This is a genomic window from Lactobacillus sp. B4026 (assembly GCF_026535825.1).
Lineage (GTDB): Bacteria > Bacillota > Bacilli > Lactobacillales > Lactobacillaceae > Lactobacillus > Lactobacillus panisapium.
This window is the reverse complement of sequence record NZ_JAFNPD010000007.1, coordinates 63,476-84,014: the sequence shown is the minus strand read 5'-3', so window position 1 is coordinate 84,014 and position 20,539 is coordinate 63,476. Positions and strand designations below refer to the sequence as shown.

The following is a 20,539-nucleotide window of genomic DNA, read 5'->3' as shown; positions in this document are numbered from 1 at the left end:
TTTACCTCAGTTTTAAAATTCTTTCTTATTTTTGGTTATGGGACAAAGATTTTAAAGTATGAACAAACAATTCCCAGAACAAATGTCCCAAAAATTATCCAGCCCACATTCACACCTTTTTTTAGCAATTTATACATGATAAAAACTGCTAGTAACGGTAATAATCCCGGAACTATTTGGTTTAAGACATCGCCTTGCAGCGTTAATTTGGCTTTTCCCTTGCCAAAGCTCAGTGGCGTGTTAATCACAACGTAATTAGAGGTCATTGCTCCAATCACAATCATGCCCAAGATTGAAGAATAATATGATAATTTTTCAAAGGCTCCTGACATGTTCAACTTATCCAAAAAGCCAACACCAAATTGGTAACCGTATTTTAAGCCATACCATCTGACCAATGTGCAAGGGATATTGTAAGCAAGGATAAACAAAAGCGGTCCTAAGAAATTACCCTTCAGTGCGAACACAGTAGCGATACTAGTACAAATAATTCGCCAAGTCCCCATCATTAGCGAATCACCGATTGCTGATAAAGGTCCCATTAAACTAGCCTTAATATTACTAATTGTATTGGGATCAAAATCATCGCTGTCAGCATAGCGCTCCTCCATTGAGGCCGAAATGCCCATAATGGTTGATGCACAAAAGTTAGAGACATTGAAGAACTCAGTGTTTCGCTTTAATGATTCCTTCAACTTGTCCGGTTTATTTTGAAAAATTCGCTCTAATAGCGGTGTCATTGCATAAGCATAGCCAACGCCTAACTGCTTACTGTACTCCCACGAAGCACCCATTGAAAACGTGCGCCAAAAAGCGCGCCGAAAATCTTTCGGCCGTAATTTACTAGAAGTCGTCGTCATTTGCTTCACTCTCCGTTTCTGTTGCTAGTTTTTGGTCACGATAGTACATAATTGCAATCAAGATTACGCCAAAGAAGGCAATCCCCATTATTGGGACTTTTAGATAGGCTGCAATCAGGAAGCCAAGAAAGAAGAAGGGAAAAATTTCTTTTTTCATAATGACTTCAAGTAGCATGGCAAAACCAAAGGCAGGTAAAATTTCACTTGCAACAATTAAACCGTCTTGAACAAAATTGGGAATCAAGTTAATAATGCTTTTGGCAAAATGATTACCTAAAACAAATGTTGCCGTAACTAAAATTATGGAAGGCGCAAAGTGTAGAATGGTTCCGCCCCAAAAAGTAAACCGACTGAATAATTTAGTTTTTCCTTCACCAGCAATCTGCTCACATTTAGCAACAAATGCCGGAGAAATTAAAACATAGACGAGATTTTGAACAAATAGCACTACCATCGAAATTGGTAAACCGAAGGCAATTGCCGTTGCAAAGTTGCTGCCTGACTGAATTGCAATACTAGTGCCCACAATGCTGGCGGAAACCATATCCTGCGGCGTTGACAATCCAATTTCCTGCACCCCGATAAAAGCTAGTTCCATTTGTGCGCCAATAATAACTCCGGCAGATAAGTTACCTAATACCAATCCTGTCAGAGCGCACATCACGATTGGCCGATAAGTTTGGCTTCTTCCAAATAAAAAATATTCGGCATAACCAAAGATCGCCACTAGAAAAATTAAAAAGGTTTGCATAATTGCTCCTCCTTTTACTTAAAAAGCTCTTTTTTCTTTTCTGTTGGTACCTGCTGGCAATAGATTTCTATCCCGGCATCACTTAATTCTTTTAACTTGGCTTCTTCATCAGCAGTAACAAAAATAGCTGCCGATAAGGATTTCTTGTTTTCACCGGCCTTAGTACCACCTAAATTAAGTGCCTTGATTTGTGGCACCTGTTTGACAAGCTGATAAGCATCGTCAACACTGGCAACAACAATAAACAATTTATATTTATCTGTCACACCGCTATTAAGCGCTTTGATCGAATCAGCAACGGTTTTTATTACTAATTTAACCCCACTTGGCTTAGCTAACTTGGTAATTGCCTTTTGGGTTTCATCCTGCGCGATTTTATCATTAGCTAATAAAATACAATTAGCTGATAAATGTGACGTCCACGAAAAAGCTACCTGACCATGTAATAAACGGTGATCTACTCTTGTTAAAACAATCATAATTTTTCCTTTCTAAAAGTTCTCATCTTGAAGTGTCTCGGACAAGTCAATTGCGTTGCAAAATTTTAAGCTCTTGGCTGAGGCATTCAGTGCATTTTGGATAATTTCTTTAGTTGGCACAGGCGAATCTAAATTGACTGCTAATTCTAATAAGAATGGCAAATTCATCCCCGCAATCAAAAAGACGTTATCAGTCAGATGCTGCATGAATTCGTTATTGACACTGCCGCCAAATAAGTCTGTTACCACAATTAAGTCCTCTTCTTTATGATCACTGATGACTTTTTCCACCGTTTTTTGCAAATCAAAAGAATTATCCACGTAACAATCCACTGCCGAAATATTATTTTTGTTTCCAACTAAAATCTTTAAGGCACTTAATGCCCCGGATGCCAAATGTCCATGTGAAGCTAATTCTAAATGCCGCTTCATCTACTTCTCACCCCCACTTTCATTTATTTAATAGCAAATTTCGTGCCAAGATCTGTCAGATAAAAAAGACCCAACCATGATTGCCTCCATAATCATGATTGGGCGTTATTTTGCTTATTTTAATTGCACCATTTTTGACACATTATTCGGTAATTGTAGAAGTGTCAAAAGAATTGTTATCATCTGCAGACGTATTGATATCACTTTCAGAATTAATGATTAATTCGCAAATATACTTCACCTCATTTTTCGGAATACTAATACTGTAAATTGTTTCCAGAATATTGAGCGAACTTTTTAATTTATCCAAAAGCTCTTGTTCATTGGCAAAAGACAAGCCTTCTGGTTCCGACGTTAGCGGCTGCTTTCGAATAATCCGTTCAATCATGCAGCTAATGTGAACATACAGTAACATCCTTGTTCGATTTTTCAATGGTTTGGTTAAAAATGCATCGAGCTCTTTTAAAACAAGGTCGATATTTTTCATGACTACGTGAGTATCCAAAATTGTTAACGAGTTCAGCACTTTTTCAATGGTAAAGTTGCGAACAACATTACTATTAAATTCCAGTGACTCTTTCTTAGTTAAGAAACCGGCCAGCGCATTTTGCAAGTCTTCAATCTTTTCCCCGTTAACTAATTGATCAAGAGAGATATAAGCAATATCCTGGTATTTAGGATTAACCGTGCCGACAATCGCTAAGATATGGTACTTTTCCTTTAGCAATTTTTCTTGACCGGTTAAATTTAAAAAGTCATAATCGTAGGTTTTGATCAATAAGTTTATCTTTTTTGGCAAACTGGCAAGAAGCAGCTGCTTAATTTTGCTGGCCGTACCCACACCGGTATTACAACAAATAATCAAAATATTTTTCTTTAATACCGCTGGATAAATAATTTTGTAATCATTGTTAACGGCTGCCTTAGTTTCTTTAACAATCATTTCTAGGGTCATCTTTTTCTTTAGACAGTCTGCCACAAACAAAGCTAGTTGCGTTGAAACATTATTAAAAATCGCAATGGGATAATCTAGGCTGGTTTTTAGCAATTGCGGAATCTGTTCCAATGAACCCATATCAACCATTAATATCAAGCCATTTTTAACCTGATGAATTTTGACATAACTGCGAATTTTTTGGGCAATATCCTCGGGCTCAATATCAATCGGCATATCAAATGAGTCTAATAAATTCTTTCCTTCTAATTTATTAACGACATTAGCAATACTACTGGCCGTTGAATAACCATGCGCCAATACAACGCCATGAATAATATCAGGGTTTTCACTTTTTTGAATACTATTGAGAAAAAGCAGTAAAAATAAGTTATCAAATTCGTCTACGTGAAGATTAAAAATCTCGGTAGACGTGGACATAATTAGGGAAGTAAGCTGATCATTGTCACTGGTAATATCCCATTCCTGCATTATTTGCTTACAAGTTTTTTGTTCTGATAAAGACAAGTGCCACTGATTAGCTTGCCTGTAATAAAAATAAAATGCCAGGGTTAAAATGACATTACCATTGAGGTCATTACCAAAATCATTTTGTAAATAACCAAATTTTTGATTTAGTATTTCCTGAAAAAAACTGAGCGGTAATGGTCCGACACCTAATCGTTGCTGCTTAAAAACCAAAAAATCGCATAGTTCCGCAATTTTTTCGTCAGCCATTTTTTTAAATGTAGCAATCGGGTAATGTTTGGTATAGGCCGTTAAAATTTGCCGCATCGTTTCTTCAATATGGTTTGAGTCTGACCTTTGAATCAAAAAGTCCTTGATGTGACTAGTAGGCTTAATCACCAGTTGGGCAGCTTCACGACTTGAAACGGCATATTCCTTAACATAATTTGACATTAACACCTTGTACGGTAAATCAACTAGCTTTACCGAAATTGCAGTTTTCTCTTCATCTGAACGACGCTTCAACGCATTTGCCAAAGATAGCAAAACAATATTTTTTAATTGGCCAATATTATTTTCGTAACCAATATGAACTAGCGTTGAAAATACTTTGTCATCCACAATAATCTCACGGTTAATTTTTCGAGCATGTTCAAGGTAAAAGTGTAAGATTAATGAACGAATCTCCTCACTTGTCCGCTTTTTTATTGGCGGTAGGGTAATCTGGACAGGAATTCGCCGAATAAAAGTGCGTAAAAAATTACTTTTAATGTTTTCAGTTGTAGCAAAAATCAACCTGACATGAACTTTTTTCGTTGCACTAGCTGCTCCAACAGGAGAAAATTCCCCTTTATCCAAGTAAGAAAATAATTTTTCTTGCCCTTTTGCATCCAACCGGTGTACCTCATCCAGAAAAAGCATCCCGCCGTCGGCTTTATCAAACAAGCCCGGTTTAGCCGTATCTGCACCAGTAAAAGCTCCTTTGGTATAGCCAAATAGCGTACTGGTAAGCAATTCAGGATTATCGGCATATTCGGCACAGTTAAAACTAACAAACTTGCCATCTTTTTGAAGATAACCCTTATTCACGCAATATTCATAAAATTTGCCAGCTAAATAGCTTTTGCCAGTTCCCGTGGCTCCTGTTAACAAAACTGGTAACCCGCCGGGGTAAGATGCAGCTGCCTTTAGTTCACGAATCTGGTTATATAGTGAACTGTTATAGCCAATAACTTCAGTAAAAACATCCTTTTTTGTCAGGGCAGCTTTAAAACTAGCCATATTCTGATACTTATTTTGAAGAGCTAAATCCCGCAATTTTGGTGCAGCACGGTCAACGAAAACAACAGGTTTACCACCGATTTTAATAATTTTTTTCTCTGCTACTAATTGATTTAAATAATAACTTACGGTATTTCTTCTCACTCCTAAATTTTGAGCAATTTCGGTAGTTGAGTATAAATTACTTGCTGTTTGCTGCTGAATTTGGGCAAAAATTTTTTCTTTCAGATTCAATTTAACCTCCCTTTTATACTCCCAAGATAGTCTTTAACTTGTTTTTGCAAATTGCTTATTTTCGCTGATATAATAAGGCTCTTTAGTCGCAATTATACAGGTTGGTAAATTTAAACATTTAGCTAAAAAAGCGCTTTATCATAACTCCAACTTTAATCTAAAACTTAAAAGTAAGTCAATGACTTTTTAAATATAATGGTAGAAATAGTTCGAACTATGAGTTCCTACAGATTTGTTCAATTAGGGTAACAGTGTTATCATAAGTTAAAAGATAACGCCGTTATCAAGGAGAAAATTACTATGAAACATACTAAAGACCAGTTGATTTTGCGGGCTATACAAGTAATTGATAAGAATGGCTATCAAAATTTGTCTTTGCGTAAACTTACGGCTGCGCTTAATCTAACGACAGGAGCCTTTTATAAACACTTTAAAGATAAAGACGATTTATTTAAAGCAGTAGCCCAAGAATTATCACAGGAGTTTATTGAAGCAATTGACTTTAACAGCAGTTCACCTACTGAACAGCTGTTACAAATTGCTGATTATTTTGTCAATCAAATGCAAAAACACCCAAATAAGATGGAATTTCTGTTTTTTAATGACCAATCTATTATCGCTCTAAAGCAAAAAGATCTTACTTATCCTTTTTTACATAAATTACTACAATTAATTGATCAAATTAACACTAACTCTAATATGAATAATCAAGATTTTTTTATTCAAATTTGGTCATTTATCCAGGGATATACCTTTTTAATTAAAAATAAAGTTACTACTTATCACCCCGACCTAGTACGCAAAACTTTAACAGAAATAATGAAGGGGGCGAACTAACTTGAGCACGTTAATAGTCTATTGTCACCCTTATGAAAAAAGCTTTAATCACGCCATTTTGAGCATGGTAAAAACTAACTTAAACAAGCAAAAGCAACATTTCCAGATAATTGACCTTTATGCTGAACATTTTAATCCGGTCTACGATAAGGAAGAATTACGGTTATACCATGATGGCGAAACACATGATCCATTAGTAACAAAGTATTTAACCATGTTACAAAATTCATCTAGTATTATTTTTATTACACCTCTTTGGTGGAACAGCATACCAGGAATGCTTAAAGGCTTTATCGACAAGGTGATGAAGGAAGGAGCTGGTCTTTCACATACCGTTTCTTCTCTTGGCATTCATGGTGAACTGACCAACATAAAGCATACCTATGTTCTAACAACTTCCACCTCGCCCAAATTTTATCTTCAATTCTTCTGTGGCAACGCCATTAAACGAGTATTCATCAATCATACTTTAAAGCAACTTGGAATGAAGAGGCGTCATTGGCTTCATTTTGGCGGCATCACGTTTGCTAAATTGTCAAAACGCCAAAAATACTTAAACTATATTGCCAACTATCGTTTTAAATAAAAGGCAAGGCCTCTTCGAAGCCTTGCCTTTTTTATATGCTATTCATTTTTAAATAAGTGATAGATTTCTTCCGGTGTATTAGCCTTTTTTAGACTAGCAATGAAATCCTCATGAGTTAATAATTTTGCCGTATTGGAAAGATATTTTAAATGTGAGTTACTATCTACTTCTGGAATTAAGAACGAAATTACAGTATCGATTTTCTGTCCATCTAGCGACTGCCAATCAATTGGTTTCTTTAATTTCAAGATTATCATTGCCGATTTATTAATTGCTGCTGATTGAGCATGCGGAATTGCAAAACCTTCAGTCATTCCCGTGCTACCCTCTTGTTCTCGCTGCTTGTAACTGGCCAAAACCTTAGCGGCATCGGTAGCCAAGTTATTTTGTACTGCAAAATCAGCTAAATACTTAAGGGCATCATCACGGTCTTTTACATCAACGTCAACTTGAATATTATTTAATGCCAAAATTTTACTTGGATCATGGTCTTCTGGATTATCCTGAGCAGTTTCCGTAATGGTTGAACTTTCATTACTTGAAACTACAGCTTCTTTTTTAGCAAATCTGCCGGCAATTAAAGCCAGTAATGCACCAGAAATTATCGCTCCAATGACAATCCAAAGTACCCATAAAAATGGCTTATTGACCAATGGTAAAACAATGAAACCACCGTGTGGAGCAGGAACTGTGATCCGGGTCAGGTAAGTTAAAACTGATGCGACAGCTGAACCAACCATAAAAGCAGGAATGTTCCATAATGGGTGCTTGGCAGCAAACGGAATTGCTCCTTCTGTGATATGCGTTGAACCTAATAAGAAGTTGACATAGCCCGCCGTTTTTTCACTCTTGGTATATGCTTTTGGATTCATTAAAACAGCAAATCCCGTAGCTAGTGGTGGTGCAATACATGCAGCAGAAACGCCAGCCATAAAGTAATAATTGCCTTGGGCTAGTAAAACCGTGCCCGTTACATAAGCAGCCTTATTAATCGGACCACCAAAGTCAGCAGCACACATCATCCCGACGATAATTCCAAGTAATACTGGGCTAGTATTTTCAAAGCCTTTTAGCCATGACATCAATCCCAGATTAATTGCTTTTATCGGTGTATTTAACCAGTACATAATTGCACCGGTAATTAATACGCCTAAGACTGGAAATAGAAAAATTGATTTTAGTCCCCTAAATTTATCATCTGGTAAAGGCTGAAATAATTTCTGCAGAAGCCAGACAACGATAACAGCCAGATAACCACCAACAATTGCGCCTAAAAAGCCGCCACCGCCGTTAAAAGTTATAAAGCCCGCCGCTAGTCCGACTACAAAGCCAGTCCTTTGAGCTAATGCCTCTGCAATATAAGCTCCTAAAACTGGCGCCATTAGGTTCATCGTTGTGCTGCCAACTGTATTTAACATTGCAGCAAATTGGTTGTATTCACTATTTTTCGGATCAGCCGAGTTTATCCCCCAAAAAAAGGAGATGGCAATCAATACCCCACCAGCAACTACAAACGGCAACATGTGGGATACCCCATTCATTAATGAAGTATAAAGCTTGTTACCAATAGTTTGATTACTTGCCACAGTTTCCGTTGACTGCAGTTTTTTATCTTGGCGATAAACTGGTGCATTCAGAGCCTTGTTAATTAATTCTTCCGGCTCTTTTAATCCCTTGGCAACTGGGACAACTACTAGTTTTTTACCTGCAAATCTCTCTGTACCAACATCAATATCTGAAGCGACGATTACTGCTTGTGCTGCTTCAATTTCGTCACTAGTCAAGCGATTTTCGACCCCAGTTTGTCCGTGAGTCTCAATTTTAATTGTATAGCCTAATTTTTGGGCGGCTTTTTCCAAAGCCTCTTGTGCCATAAAAGTATGGGCAACGCCGGTTGCACACCCAGTCGCACCCACTAAATCATATTTAGCCATTTTATTTCATCCCTTCTTTAACCGTAATTTGTGGCAATAATTTATCTAATTTAAAATCCGTCAAGCCCGTTCTGCTTGCCGTATCACTGCCGGCAGCTACTGCTACTTTTAGTGCCTCACTAACTGACTGACCTTTTTCTATGAAGGCAAGAAAAGTACCCAACATCGTGTCACCAGCACACGCTGAATTGACCACTTTGATTTTAGGAGCATTGGCAAATAAAACTTCTTTTTCATTAATTAGTGCTGCTCCTCTTGCACCAAGCGAAACTAGGACATTTTGACAGCCCGCCTGCACCAATTTCTGCGCTAATTCAACTGTTTTGGCACTAGTCATTTCACCTTTATAATGGTAAAAACTGGCCAGTTCGGTTTCGTTAGGCTTAAGTAAAAACGGATGGTACGGTAGGGTATCAACCACCGCCAAATAGCTGCTATCAATTACCAGCTTCGCTTTTTTGGCAGCGACAATCCGGGCTATTTGCACCAAATAACTTGGTTCGATCCCCTGGGCAAAGCTACCGGAAATTACCACTAAATCTTCTTCAGTAAGTGTTTCCTCAAAATAAGCCAAAAATTGCTGCTGCACTTCTGTGCTAATTTCTGGTCCAGGATTAACCTCTTTATATTCAGTATTCTGGTCAATGACATTAGTGAAAACATTCACTCTAGTTAAACCATTCACCTTCAAAAATTTAGTTTTGATTCCTTTTGCCGCCAATCCATTAGTAACGTAGTCAAGCGTGAACCCACCACCAATACCGGTCGCAACACTTTTAATGCCAAGCTTTTTTAAAATAAATGATACATTGACACCCTTGCCGTTAGGCTGCAATTCAAAACTTTCCGTTCGATTAACAACTTTTGGTTCTAATTTTTTCGTCACAATTACTAAATCGATTGCTGGATTTAAAGTTATTGTATAAATCAATGCTTTTTCTCCTTTTCCTTGCCTTTTGTACTATTATAAAGAGAATAAAGTGTAACGATTTTCATAAATGATAGCGTTTACTAAAAATAACAGAAAACTATTTACAAAAGAGGTATAATCATGCCGACAAAAGAACTAAGTTCCGCTGAATTGCATCTTTGGAATATTGTCGAAAATAATCCGGATAAAATTGCTAAAATGTCAATCGTTAAGTTAAGTCAATTTGCTAATGTTTCTACTGCCACAATTGTTCGCACCATGCAAAAGATGGGTTACAGTGGCTATACTTCTTATCGCGAAGCATTAAAACTCAAAAGTAAATCTAATTCTACTTTCGCAGTTTTAAATGAAGCAGATGACAAGATTAGGAGCGTTATTACTAAAAACGAGATTGAAATGAATAATACCTTGCACAATCTCAATTACAGTACGATCGAAGATAGCATCTCCATGACTAAACAGGCTAAAATCGTTTATTTGTTTGCACGGGGACTGTCAGAATCGATTGCACATGAAATGATGGTTAAATTGCAGCTAACTGGTAAATACTGTGAGTTCCATTCTGATCCCAATATCATCATGACAATTGCTAATAAATTAAACCGGGATGCTCTCGCTATTTTTATTACACTGAATGGCGAAACAGATGAATTGGTCAAAGCTGCCAAAACATTGCGAAAAAATGATATTCCTATTTTGACGTTTACCACTAATCCTGCTGGCAGTATTTTAGCTTCTTCAACGCTGTCCTTCATTGGCTATAAGTCAAAAACAAATTACTTTCCCGAATATGAAGTACGCTCACGCTTGCCATTGCAGATTATGACGAGAATCTTTTGCGATGCGTATTCAGTCAGAACCAACTTTTTCAAGGCTAACTAAAAAAGGCTGCTAGTTTTTCTACTAGTCAGCCAGTTTGTTAAATTTTATCAGTAAATTCATATCACAATTAAAAAAGCGCACAAGCAAAAGCACGATTCCGTTATTAATCACAGAATCGTGCTTTTGTAATAATTTTATTAACTTATTTGTAGTTATTGAACCGTCAATTTATCACGCCAAGATTTTGCTCCTTTGAGCGCTTGGTTTAAGTTTTCAATATTTTCTTTACCTTTAGTTGATAGCCATTTGCGACCAGCTGCTTCACTTTCACCGGCAAATGGCTTAATAGCAGGCTTCCAAGTTGCGCGTCCACATAAGACCCCGTTAAAGTCGGCTCCGGCTTCTTCGGCCATTTTGATTTCAGCAATAAATTCTTCACTCGTTACGCCAGCGGATAGGAAAATAAATGGTAGATCAGTAATATCAGATTGCTGTTTAAGCAAGTCTTTAGCCTGTTCTTGTGTATAAACCACCTCATTATTTCCATTAAAGCCTTCGACAAACTTGAGATTAAACGGAATTTCCACTTTCAAAACAGTAACATCATACTGCGGCGCTGAGAATTCTTTCATTGCTTGTAAAACCTTATTAGCTTTAACTTTGGCAAACTCTGCACTTTTTGTATCTTCAATCTTGCTGTCATAAGTCAATAGCTCAAGGAAAAATGGTAATTCGTTAGCTTTTGCTTCAGCGCCAACCCGCTCTACAAAGGCCTTCTTCTTATCATTGATTTCTTGGCCTTCATCCGGATCATAGTAAAGCAAGAATTTAATCGCATCCCCGCCTTCATTCTTAATGCGCAACCCAGATTGATTGGCAATTAAATCTGGCATTCTGCCGGGTTCAGTAGTATCATAACCAGTCTTTTCGTAAGAAAGAAGCAAGCCACAATTCTTGTCTCGAACTTTGGTTGCCGGTAAGCCATACTCTGGATCAGTCAAAATTGACGAAGCATAAGGTGTCAATTCACTTGAAACTGCCTTTTTAAAATCAACAATTGTTGTTTCATCAGCAGGTTTATTAGCAGCATCAGCCAGCATTTTCTTTAAAGAACCACGCTGATCGATTGCTAACGCACTAATTACGCCATCTTTAGTTGACAAATTTTCCAGATGTTTTGCAACTGCGGAAGATATTGATCTCATTATAAATCTCCTTTAACATTCTCTTTAATCGCACACTGTTATTATATACTCATTGTAAGCGCATTTAAAGAAGCGGTCGGATTTACGAAAAACTTTTCAGCTTTGAGATCAATTTTGAAAAAGTTTACAGCTCCCTAACAGCCTTTATTAGAAAATTAAAGGTAAAAACTATTTTTCCACTTTTAACCATTTATTTTAGGCTTTTTTATAGATTAAGAATTCGGTTCCCGAAACAAACTCATTAACTGAACCTCCAGTTGGAATAATAAATCTTATCCAAGCTGCTTTGGTTCCCGGCGCAAACTTAATTTCCTTAGTTGAACTATCTTTTGCCCAATTCGAAGCACTACCAACCTCTTGCCAATTAGTTCCGTCTAAACTTACTTCAACCTTAATTGCCGTAATAATTCCATTAGTTCCACCATCATTACGCGGAAGATAAACAAAACGATCAAGATCTGTCGGCTCAGCTAATTGTGCGGTTATCGTCATTGGCGTAGCCGCCTGTTTGTTGCCATCAGAGAACCAATTAGAATGTGCAATTGTGCTTAAGTCATGGTCAAAAAGATTTTCAACCGGCTGATCGTCTTCCCAAATATTGGTGTCTTTAATGTTGGAACTAGTCTTAACTGACGTTATTTTTACGGTATTTTTCAAAATACTTTCTTTCGCTGAGAAGGTTTGAATAGCGCTCCATTTGGAAGCTCCGTTAGGTGTAACTGCCTGAACCTGGAATGTGTGTGCAGACTCTGGCTTAATATTTGGTAAGGTAAATTTGGTTTCTTTAATATTGGTATGTAAAACTCCATCTACCTTTAAATTGTAACTTGTACTGTCTACTACAGGATTCCAAGTAACTGTGATTGCATTTTCAGTTGTTCCCTCATTGTCTTGTTTTAAAGCAGTTGGTTGAGCAATATTTGCATTCTCTGTCGGTAACTGGTTAACAATAGCAGTATCTTTGTTAAAGCCGGTAATTGAAACTGTAAGTGAATCGCGAGTTACATCAGTTGCAGCCAACTTAATTCTTAAGAAAATTTGCTTCACTGCACCTGCCATCTTATCTAGGTATGAGTTAGTGCTGTAATTCTGATCAAGGAAATAAACATTATTAGATTTATTAAAGTCAGCCAGATCATGTGCCTGCCGTAAAGAAATATTCTTATTGCCAACTTTCACCTTAATTGTTGCTGGCTCTTGCGTGGTTTTCACAGCAAATTCAGTCGTCCTATTCGGTTCAAAGCCAGCATATTGTCCCTTCGTCTTAGCAACATTAATAGTTAAAGTAGTATTTTGTAAGTTGCTGGTAATGGTAGTTTCGGCGTGCTGGCCAGATTGATATTGGGCCGAAATGCCGTCATCTTCGTACACAGTAAAACTGCTATGTCCACTAGGATAAATTTCAAACTGGCGCTGATTCTTTAGTGACTGATATTCTTGCGGGGTATTAGTCGCTGGGGCAACCGGTATAATTGCACCTGCTTTAACAAAGACTGGAAGTTTCCAAATTGGAGCGGCAAAATTATTAATAACCTGGCCTCCTTGATATTGCTTACCGGTGTAATAGTCAATCCAAACCTGGTTCTTGTCTGGTAAATAAATTCCATTGCGAATATCATTTCCGGCTTGATCACTAGCAGTATTTTGATAAATTGGGGCAATTAAGAAATTGTCTCCCCACAAATACTGGTACTTAACCAAATCAGTGTATGCGGCAGGTTCGGCAGGATAATCAAGGAACATCGCCCGTACCATTGGCTTTCCAGCAAAAGTCGCTTCAGACGCAATACTATAAATGTAAGGCATTAACATTGATTTTTGCTTTAGATAAGCACGATTAATTGCCGTAGTGTCATCATCAAAGGCAAACGGATTCTTCGGATTGCTGCCCCAGCCATCCATATTTAATTGAATTGGGGTAAAAGCTTTCCATTGATAGTCTCTGGTGTTAATGATTGCATTTTTTCCACCAAATATACCGTCCATATCTGAGGCTGCATTAGGTTGACCAGACAGACCCTCACCGATATAGGTTGGAATTTGGAAGCGAATATATTCCCATTCTCCTCCAGTTTCATCACCAGTCCAAACTGCGGCTGTGTTCTGGGTGCCGGCCCAGCCATCGACTGTCACAATAAATGGGCGCAAGCTGTCTCCTTTAATTTTTTTGATCATTTTGGCGGCTGTTTGCGTACCGTTAAGACCAAAGGAATAGCCATTGCCGACCCAAGCTACGTCCGTCTTAAGAGCGGTCACTCCAGCAGCAATTTCTTGCTCAAAATCACGGTCATCTGGCTTAGGGTTAGCCGGATCTGCGGGGGAAAGGTTTTGTTGAGTCCATAAACCGACCTGAATTCCCTTGGAATTAGCGTATTTAATAAAGTCATGCAAGTTTGCAATATTTCCCTTTAAAGTATCCGTTTGACCATACCCTGCACCGTAACCATCGTTTGGCAAAAACCAACCAATCGGCATGTCGTGATCTAAATATTGGTCAAGCATTGCACGCGCACTGAACTGATAACTCGTGCCGCCATGCTCACCATTTAGCGTTTCACGAATTGCTTTATCCTTGTATTCTGCTGGCAACTCCTTTGGTTGATACTCTTTATAGTATTTTCCATCAGGATATTTGATTGCACCGTTGGTATCAGGAGTAACTTCAACCCAATAATCACGATTATAAGCATTTAAATGGGCCTCATAAAAACCATAGATTGGTGTCAAGGCAGGCAAGCCGGTTAATTCTTGATAATCATGGATTAAATCATACGGTGAATCATCGAAAAAGTAGATTGCGTCAAAACGGTTTTCATCGTGCGTTGTCGTTACTAAACCGTCAGCTGCACTATCAAAGTCATATCGTCCCGGCTTAAAGGTATAACGTAAAACGCCGTAACCATTCGAGGACCAGTAAAATGGGTTAGGTGATGCTACACCTTGATCAACCCAATTGTTTGTATTTTCGATTTTAATATTGTCACCAGTTAGATTAAAACGGCCATTTTGCGTACCACCACCAAAATAATGACTGCCGGCAGGATCCTTTAAAGTCTGTGTACTTGACTTATCCGTAATTTCGATTGGCTTAGCTTCTTGTAAAATTGTGCGTTTCCCCTTAGTCACACTCATAGTGCCAGCTGCTTGATCAAAATTAATCTCGATTGCACCGGTCGAAAGCTTCCAGCCCTTACTACTTTTAGTTGCAGTTGCTTTTTTCAAACCCTTTTTACCGTAAGCATCCTGACCCTTGGCCAGCATTTTAGCGTTCAAATCCGCTTCTGATTGCTCAGGCTCATCATATTTTTTAGTTGGGTCAAGATAATAGCGGAACATCTTGGGACTTAAAACATATAGTCTGGCAACTTGACCATTTGCATACGTAACCTCAAAATAATTTTCTTTTTTAACTATATTAATAATTGATTGCTGCATTACTTCATTTCCTTTACTTGTTTCTCGCCGCTGCTCAGTATTTGGTGCGGGATTTTGCTCAGAGCCATTTTCTCCTATTGCCTGCTTATCAGTTTGTGATTGTGAATTACTACTTTCACTAATGTTTTCTGTAGTAGCAGCCAATACATTTTCCGTCTTTACACCGCAATATAATGCACTAGCACCAATAAAACCCGTAGTGATTATGACAGACGCTGCGCCCGCATTTAACCGTCTAATAGACCAACGATTAATACATTTACTAACTTTCTTTTGTTTACCTAATCGATTATTTTTACCTAGCATATGCTATCTCCTTGATAAAAATTAAAATTACTAGATTTCTGGAAAGCGTTTTATTATATAATTATATAATAGGTATAGATTTTATGACATACTTTAACGAAAAATATTAACTTTTATTTATTGATTATAAAAAATAATATATTACATATTTACTATGTGGATGGAATGAAATCATGAAATTTATTTATACTTTGCGCTATATGCTTGATCCTCGTACCAATACAGCAGAAAAAGACCAGCAATTATTAGACTTTGTAAAAAAAGGACAGATTGATGATGTTGCTTTTTTCATTAATGGTGAAGAGCTCAATCATAGCCATTTGACTAAAAGAGAAACTCAGGTTTGGCTTGATGCAATTAAGCCACTGCAGGCAAAATTAGCTGCAATTGGTGTTACCACCAGCTTAAATCCTTGGACAACAATCATGCATTCAGATCGCGGCTATCATGTTAATCCGCAAATTGGCTTTAACACGTTTGTCGATCTTAATGGCCAAAAGGCTAACGATATGGCCTGTCCGGCTGATCCAACATGGCGAAAATACCTAACAGAGACATACGCGCAATATGCAAGTATTCATCCTAAACGATTATGGTTAGAAGATGATTTTCGTCATTATAATCACACACCACTTGGGTTAATGTGCTTTTGTGACTACCACATGCACCTTTATGAGAAAAAGCTTGGCCGAAAAGAAGCTAGAAGTGAATTCGTTAAAAAAATGCTGCAGCCAGGTCCACCGACCATGGAACGGAAAATCTACCTTGATCAAGCACGAACTGAAATGATCGAAACAGAACACTTACTCGAACAAGCTGTTCACCAAGTAAGCCCAGAAACAGACTTAGCGCAGATGACATCTTATCCTGATTGGCATGCATTAGAAGGACGTGATTGGAATAACCTATTTTTGGCACAAGCCGGAAAGGACCATCCCCAAATTGCCCGTCCCCACTTGCCAGCCTATAATGAAATTGCGCCAAATCAATATGGACGTTTTTTTGAAGAGTACACGAGAATTACAGCTGCTTTTTTAGGAGAAAAAACTGAACTTTATCCTGAACTTGAAAATTACATGTATTCACCCCTGGTAAAATCAACGACTTTTAGTCAGTTTCAAATAATTACGGCTGCCTTAATCGGTAGCCAGGGAATTTTACTAAACCTATTTGATATGATGGGTAATGGGATTAACCAAAGCTGGCATTACGCAGAAATGCTGGCTGAAACGAAGCCTTTTGTTAACCAATTATTGCAAAACAGACTACCAATTGAACACTTGCGTGGCATTAAGGTCCTGGTCGACCAGGATTCTTGCTATAACTTACAAACTAAGCGTGGTTTGGATGTAACGGAATTATTGCCGCATGAAAAAAATTGGGCCAGTTTACTAGGTGCCATGGGATTTGCTACAACAATTTTGCCAGTCAGTGCTGACACTAAACTACAAAAGCAAATTATCGCTATTGCCGGCCAGCTACTTAGAAATTTTAATAATCAACAAATTACGCAACTTCTGCAGGACAATGTTGTCTTGTTGGATGGTGAAAGCATTCAAGTGTTGCTGGACCGCGGCTTAGAAAACTTACTTCATATTCAAAAAGCAGTTTGGCATAAGTGCCGTACTGGCTACCAGTCCTTTGAGCAAGCAGATGGGAAGAAAGTTGATGGTGTCATTAATCCCCGCATTACGATGCTGCAACATACCGGTAATTACCTGCAACTTACCTACGATCCAGAAAGTAACGTTAATATTTGGTCTTCCGCCTATAATTCAGTTGATGAGCGCTTAGGCAATTTTATGGCCGTAATCGATAATCATCTACTTGTTCTGCCAGTTGACCAAGATCCACGTCACGGCTGGGAAGCACAATTTTCTACTTATAAGCAAGGGTTACTGCAACAAATGCTTACTAGCATCACATCCCTTGATTACCTAGAACAGATGCCTAATGTAAAATTATTGCTGCAAGCTGACGGTAAAATTGCCTGGTTAGCTAATTTTTCGTCTGATTCATACCAAGAAATTAACTGGCACATTGGTAAAAAGCTACTTCATAATCAGGCCACCTTAATTAGAAAAAATGGTTCGACAGTAACGCGCAAGCAAATCAATCTTCGGCAAACGGGAAGTTTCGTAACCATTAACGAAGAACTTAAACCATTTGAGTTAATTCAACTTATCTTTTCAAAATAAAAATAGGATTGGCCCCCCTATGCTAATCCTATTTTATTTAGTTAATCATACATAGTAAAAAGCCTAACTCCGATGATCCACCGAATTAGGCTTTTTTACTTTGGTAATTTTATTTATTCATTTTAGCCAACATTTCGGTAACATCGACCATTCCTGCCTTTCCGGCAGTGATATAGTCAGATTCTACCCCGTTCATTTGACTATTTAACCATTCAATTACAAGTGGAAGATTCATTCCTGAAATCAAATGAATCTTTTGTCCACCCATAATCATTCTACTAACAACATTTGCAGGAGTTCCACCCATCAAATCAGCGAAAACGGTAATATCAGCAACATCCATTCCTGCTATTTCATTCTCAAATTTCTGCTTGAAATCCTCTGGTCCTTCGGATGGAAGTAGGCAAACAGTATGGACATGTTCTTGTTCGCCCATTATTAATTCGGCACTGGCTTTTACGCCCTCTGCCATTTTTCCGTGACTAATTAGTATTAATTCTTTTTCAGCCATATGAATTCTTTCTCTTACTATCGTTTTATGACATTACTGTGTTAAAGCAGCTTGCTAGACTTTAGCAATAATTCCGGTACCGCCTAAGATGATGCACAGAACTAAAACAATTAAAATTGCCTTAGTTGAGGTCATACCTTTCTTGCCTAATAACCAGTAGACAAAACCAACTACTGCAGCTGGGAGCAGTTTTGGAATAATCATATCAAGGTTATTTTGAATGTTCATTGAAACCTTGCCGATTTGTGGTGTCCAGGCAAATTTAATGTTAACCATAGTTGCTACTAATGCACCAACCATGAAGACACCCATGACCGTGGCCGAATCAGTTAATGCGTTTAACCGATCCCGCATATCAGTTACCAATGAAACACCTTTATCATAGGCAAAATGTAATTGTTTCCAACGGAAAACACAGATTAACAAGCAGGCTGCGACCCAGATAATCACACCAATTGGATTACCTTCATGAGCCATTGATGCAGCTAAAGCACCAAAAATTGTTGGAATTAATGAAGCAAAGATTGAGTCACCGATGGCAGCAAATGAACCCATCAAGCCGACTTTCATACTTTCAACAGTATCTTTGCCAGCAATTCCCTCATTTTCCTCAACCGCAAGGTCGATACCAGTAATAATGGTATTGAAGAAGTTAGAAGTGTTGAAGAACTGCATATGAGTTTTCATCATTTCTTTTAATTCCGGAGTATCATCGCCATAGATTTTTCTCAATTGCGGCAAAATCGTGTACAGATAGCCACTATTCTGCATTCGTTCATAGTTCCAGCCTAACTGGAAACCGAATAATGATCTCCGGTTAATCTGTTTAAAGTCCGCATCAGTTAATTTATATTTAGGTTTAGAGTTCGTCATCAGTGATCTCTCCTTCATCATTATTAACACTTGAACTTGCTTCTTCATTGCTTGCACTTTCAGCGCTCTTTGTTGGTGCAGGTCTGCTAATCGAAATGTTCTTGTAATGTAAGATTGCAAAAGCTAAGCCCAACATTGCAATTGCTAACATTGGTAAACCATTGAAGATGGAAGTAAAGCCTTTATTAACAGCAGCTAGACCAGTACCCAAAGTCTGCAGACCAGTGAATAGGACTGAGAACAAAGTGGTAATAGTAAAGCCAAGAATTAAGTAAGCAACATGTTTCTTAACTGGTAAGTAGCGAAGTAAAATCGCAAAACCAACTGCTGGAAGCGCAGCACCTGCGACGGTTAAGCCTTGACCTAGCCATAAGAATTCGCCATTTAAAGCATTGGCAATGGTTTGAACTAATCCTTGACCAAAGGCTAAGGCAATAAAGACGGGAATCGCACGAGATAATGACCACGGAATTGCACCATAAAGAACATTTCTTTCAACAGCCTTATAGTTAATCTTATCTTGATCAATTAAGTGGTCGATTCTGTGAGAGAAGTAAGTATTAGCAAATCTTGCTAATACGTCGAGCTCTACCATGATTGCTGCTACAGGAACAGCAATAGAAGAAATAGCTGCCTGAGGAGTCATGCCCTTAACAGTTGTTGAAAAGGCAGTTGCAAGAACTGTACCAGTAGTTGCATCAATTCTTGAAGCACCACCAAAAGTACCAACACCTAAAACCATTAACTGCATTGAAGCACCGATAAATAATCCAGTAGGTAAATCACCCATAATCAGACCAGCAATTAAGCCAGCACCGACAGGAGTATTTAAAGACGAATAGATTTGCAATTCATCAAGAATTTCTAAGCCTGCATACAAAGTAAGCAGTAATATTTGCCACCAAGCTATCATTTTCTTCCTCCTACTTCATCTTTTCGCCAATCAGTTTCATGACATTCGTTGCATCAACACTTGGATTTACCTGTGCGATGATCTCGACACCCTGATCAGCAATTTGGTTAAAAATCTTAACATCGTCCGGCGTAACATTTACTTGCTTAGTCAGTTCTGTCGTATTTTCTTTGCGCGACATATTGCCTAGATTAAGCGAGTCGAATCTAACTCCAGCATTAAGCAGTTGTAAAAAGTTGTCTGGCTCTTTCGAAACTAAAAATAGTCTCTGCTTACCATAACGATTTTTTAATAAATGATCAGCAGCAATTTTTGTTGGTAGAATACTTAGTCTCGTCGTCATTGGCGTTGCCATTCTAAGGCCACTTTTTTGGATATCATCCTTAGCTGCTTTTTCATCTAAAACGATAATTCGTTCTACTTGCAGCTTTGGTGTCCAAAGATTAGCAACTTGACCATGAACCAAGCGTTCATCAACTCTTGCACCCACAATATTCATATGTCTTCCTCCATATCTTTAAGGAAATCTAAATATTATTTAAAACGCTT

17 protein-coding genes are annotated in these 20,539 nt (G+C 38.0%); 4 read left to right on the top strand and 13 right to left on the bottom strand.

Annotated features, from left to right (window positions below):
- Positions 1–35: 35 nt before the first annotated feature.
- The 5 genes from J3U69_RS07080 to J3U69_RS07060 all read right to left on the bottom strand — a co-directional run bounded on the left by J3U69_RS07080 (position 36) and on the right by J3U69_RS07060 (position 5,439).
- Positions 36–860, bottom strand: a complete 825-nt coding sequence (locus J3U69_RS07080; protein ID WP_244986841.1) for a PTS system mannose/fructose/sorbose family transporter subunit IID — start codon at positions 858–860, stop codon at positions 36–38.
- On the bottom strand, positions 844–1,611 hold the full coding sequence (locus J3U69_RS07075) for a PTS mannose/fructose/sorbose/N-acetylgalactosamine transporter subunit IIC (RefSeq protein WP_220220779.1): 768 nt from the start codon (positions 1,609–1,611) through the stop codon (positions 844–846). Before J3U69_RS07075 ends, J3U69_RS07080 begins: the two co-directional genes overlap by 17 nt.
- 14 nt (positions 1,612–1,625) lie before the next feature.
- A complete protein-coding gene (locus J3U69_RS07070) occupies positions 1,626–2,090 on the bottom strand; it encodes a PTS sugar transporter subunit IIB (protein ID WP_220220778.1) in 465 nt (154 codons plus the stop codon).
- A gap of 12 nt (positions 2,091–2,102) precedes the next feature.
- Entirely contained in the window at positions 2,103–2,522 is a 420-nt protein-coding gene (locus J3U69_RS07065; RefSeq protein WP_220220777.1) for a PTS sugar transporter subunit IIA, read from the bottom strand.
- Between the two features lie 142 nt (positions 2,523–2,664).
- The gene (locus tag J3U69_RS07060) at positions 2,665–5,439 is read right to left on the bottom strand and encodes a sigma 54-interacting transcriptional regulator (RefSeq protein WP_267413545.1); all 2,775 of its coding nucleotides are present in this window, start codon (positions 5,437–5,439) and stop codon (positions 2,665–2,667) included.
- 300 nt (positions 5,440–5,739) lie between these two features.
- On the opposite strand from J3U69_RS07060, the gene J3U69_RS07055 reads away from it, so the two are divergent.
- Together J3U69_RS07055 and J3U69_RS07050 are read left to right on the top strand one after the other, a co-directional pair.
- Complete coding sequence (locus J3U69_RS07055) at positions 5,740–6,276, top strand: TetR/AcrR family transcriptional regulator (RefSeq protein ID WP_267413544.1); 537 nt, start codon at positions 5,740–5,742, stop codon at positions 6,274–6,276.
- Between the two features lies 1 nt (position 6,277).
- A complete protein-coding gene (locus J3U69_RS07050; RefSeq protein ID WP_267413543.1) occupies positions 6,278–6,862 on the top strand; it encodes an NAD(P)H-dependent oxidoreductase in 585 nt (194 codons plus the stop codon).
- Between the two features lie 38 nt (positions 6,863–6,900).
- Here J3U69_RS07050 and J3U69_RS07045 read toward each other — a convergent pair whose 3' ends face one another.
- On the bottom strand, positions 6,901–8,796 hold the full coding sequence (locus J3U69_RS07045; RefSeq protein WP_267413542.1) for a fructose-specific PTS transporter subunit EIIC: 1,896 nt from the start codon (positions 8,794–8,796) through the stop codon (positions 6,901–6,903).
- Position 8,797: 1 nt separating this feature from the next.
- Complete coding sequence (gene pfkB, locus J3U69_RS07040; protein WP_267413541.1) at positions 8,798–9,727, bottom strand: 1-phosphofructokinase; 930 nt, start codon at positions 9,725–9,727, stop codon at positions 8,798–8,800.
- Positions 9,728–9,847: 120 nt separating this feature from the next.
- Between pfkB and J3U69_RS07035 the strand changes: the two genes are divergently transcribed.
- Positions 9,848–10,609 (top strand): MurR/RpiR family transcriptional regulator, encoded by a 762-nt coding sequence (locus J3U69_RS07035; RefSeq protein ID WP_103753092.1) that lies wholly within the window; start codon positions 9,848–9,850, stop codon positions 10,607–10,609.
- Between the two features lie 152 nt (positions 10,610–10,761).
- Here J3U69_RS07035 and J3U69_RS07030 read toward each other — a convergent pair whose 3' ends face one another.
- Together J3U69_RS07030 and J3U69_RS07025 are read right to left on the bottom strand one after the other, a co-directional pair.
- Positions 10,762–11,754: a tagatose 1,6-diphosphate aldolase gene (locus tag J3U69_RS07030; protein WP_220220772.1), complete on the bottom strand. Its 993-nt coding sequence runs from the start codon at positions 11,752–11,754 to the stop codon at positions 10,762–10,764.
- Between the two features lie 195 nt (positions 11,755–11,949).
- Complete coding sequence (locus tag J3U69_RS07025; RefSeq protein WP_267413538.1) at positions 11,950–15,495, bottom strand: TIM-barrel domain-containing protein; 3,546 nt, start codon at positions 15,493–15,495, stop codon at positions 11,950–11,952.
- A gap of 173 nt (positions 15,496–15,668) precedes the next feature.
- Between J3U69_RS07025 and J3U69_RS07020 the strand changes: the two genes are divergently transcribed.
- Entirely contained in the window at positions 15,669–17,693 is a 2,025-nt protein-coding gene (locus J3U69_RS07020) for a hypothetical protein (RefSeq protein ID WP_267413537.1), read from the top strand.
- A gap of 109 nt (positions 17,694–17,802) precedes the next feature.
- On the opposite strand, the gene J3U69_RS07015 is transcribed toward J3U69_RS07020, so the two are convergent.
- Genes J3U69_RS07015 through J3U69_RS07000 form a run of 4 tightly spaced genes read right to left on the bottom strand, consistent with a single transcriptional unit; the run spans position 17,803 to position 20,489 of the window.
- Positions 17,803–18,204: a PTS sugar transporter subunit IIA gene (locus J3U69_RS07015; RefSeq protein ID WP_220220769.1), complete on the bottom strand. Its 402-nt coding sequence runs from the start codon at positions 18,202–18,204 to the stop codon at positions 17,803–17,805.
- A gap of 54 nt (positions 18,205–18,258) precedes the next feature.
- A complete protein-coding gene (locus J3U69_RS07010; protein ID WP_220220768.1) occupies positions 18,259–19,077 on the bottom strand; it encodes a PTS system mannose/fructose/sorbose family transporter subunit IID in 819 nt (272 codons plus the stop codon).
- Positions 19,064–19,990, bottom strand: coding sequence for a PTS mannose/fructose/sorbose/N-acetylgalactosamine transporter subunit IIC (locus tag J3U69_RS07005; protein ID WP_220220767.1), 927 nt, complete (start codon positions 19,988–19,990; stop codon positions 19,064–19,066). The genes J3U69_RS07010 and J3U69_RS07005 overlap by 14 nt, the downstream gene beginning before the upstream one ends.
- Before the next feature lie 10 nt (positions 19,991–20,000).
- Positions 20,001–20,489, bottom strand: coding sequence for a PTS system mannose/fructose/N-acetylgalactosamine-transporter subunit IIB (locus J3U69_RS07000; protein ID WP_267413536.1), 489 nt, complete (start codon positions 20,487–20,489; stop codon positions 20,001–20,003).
- Positions 20,490–20,539 lie beyond the last annotated feature (50 nt).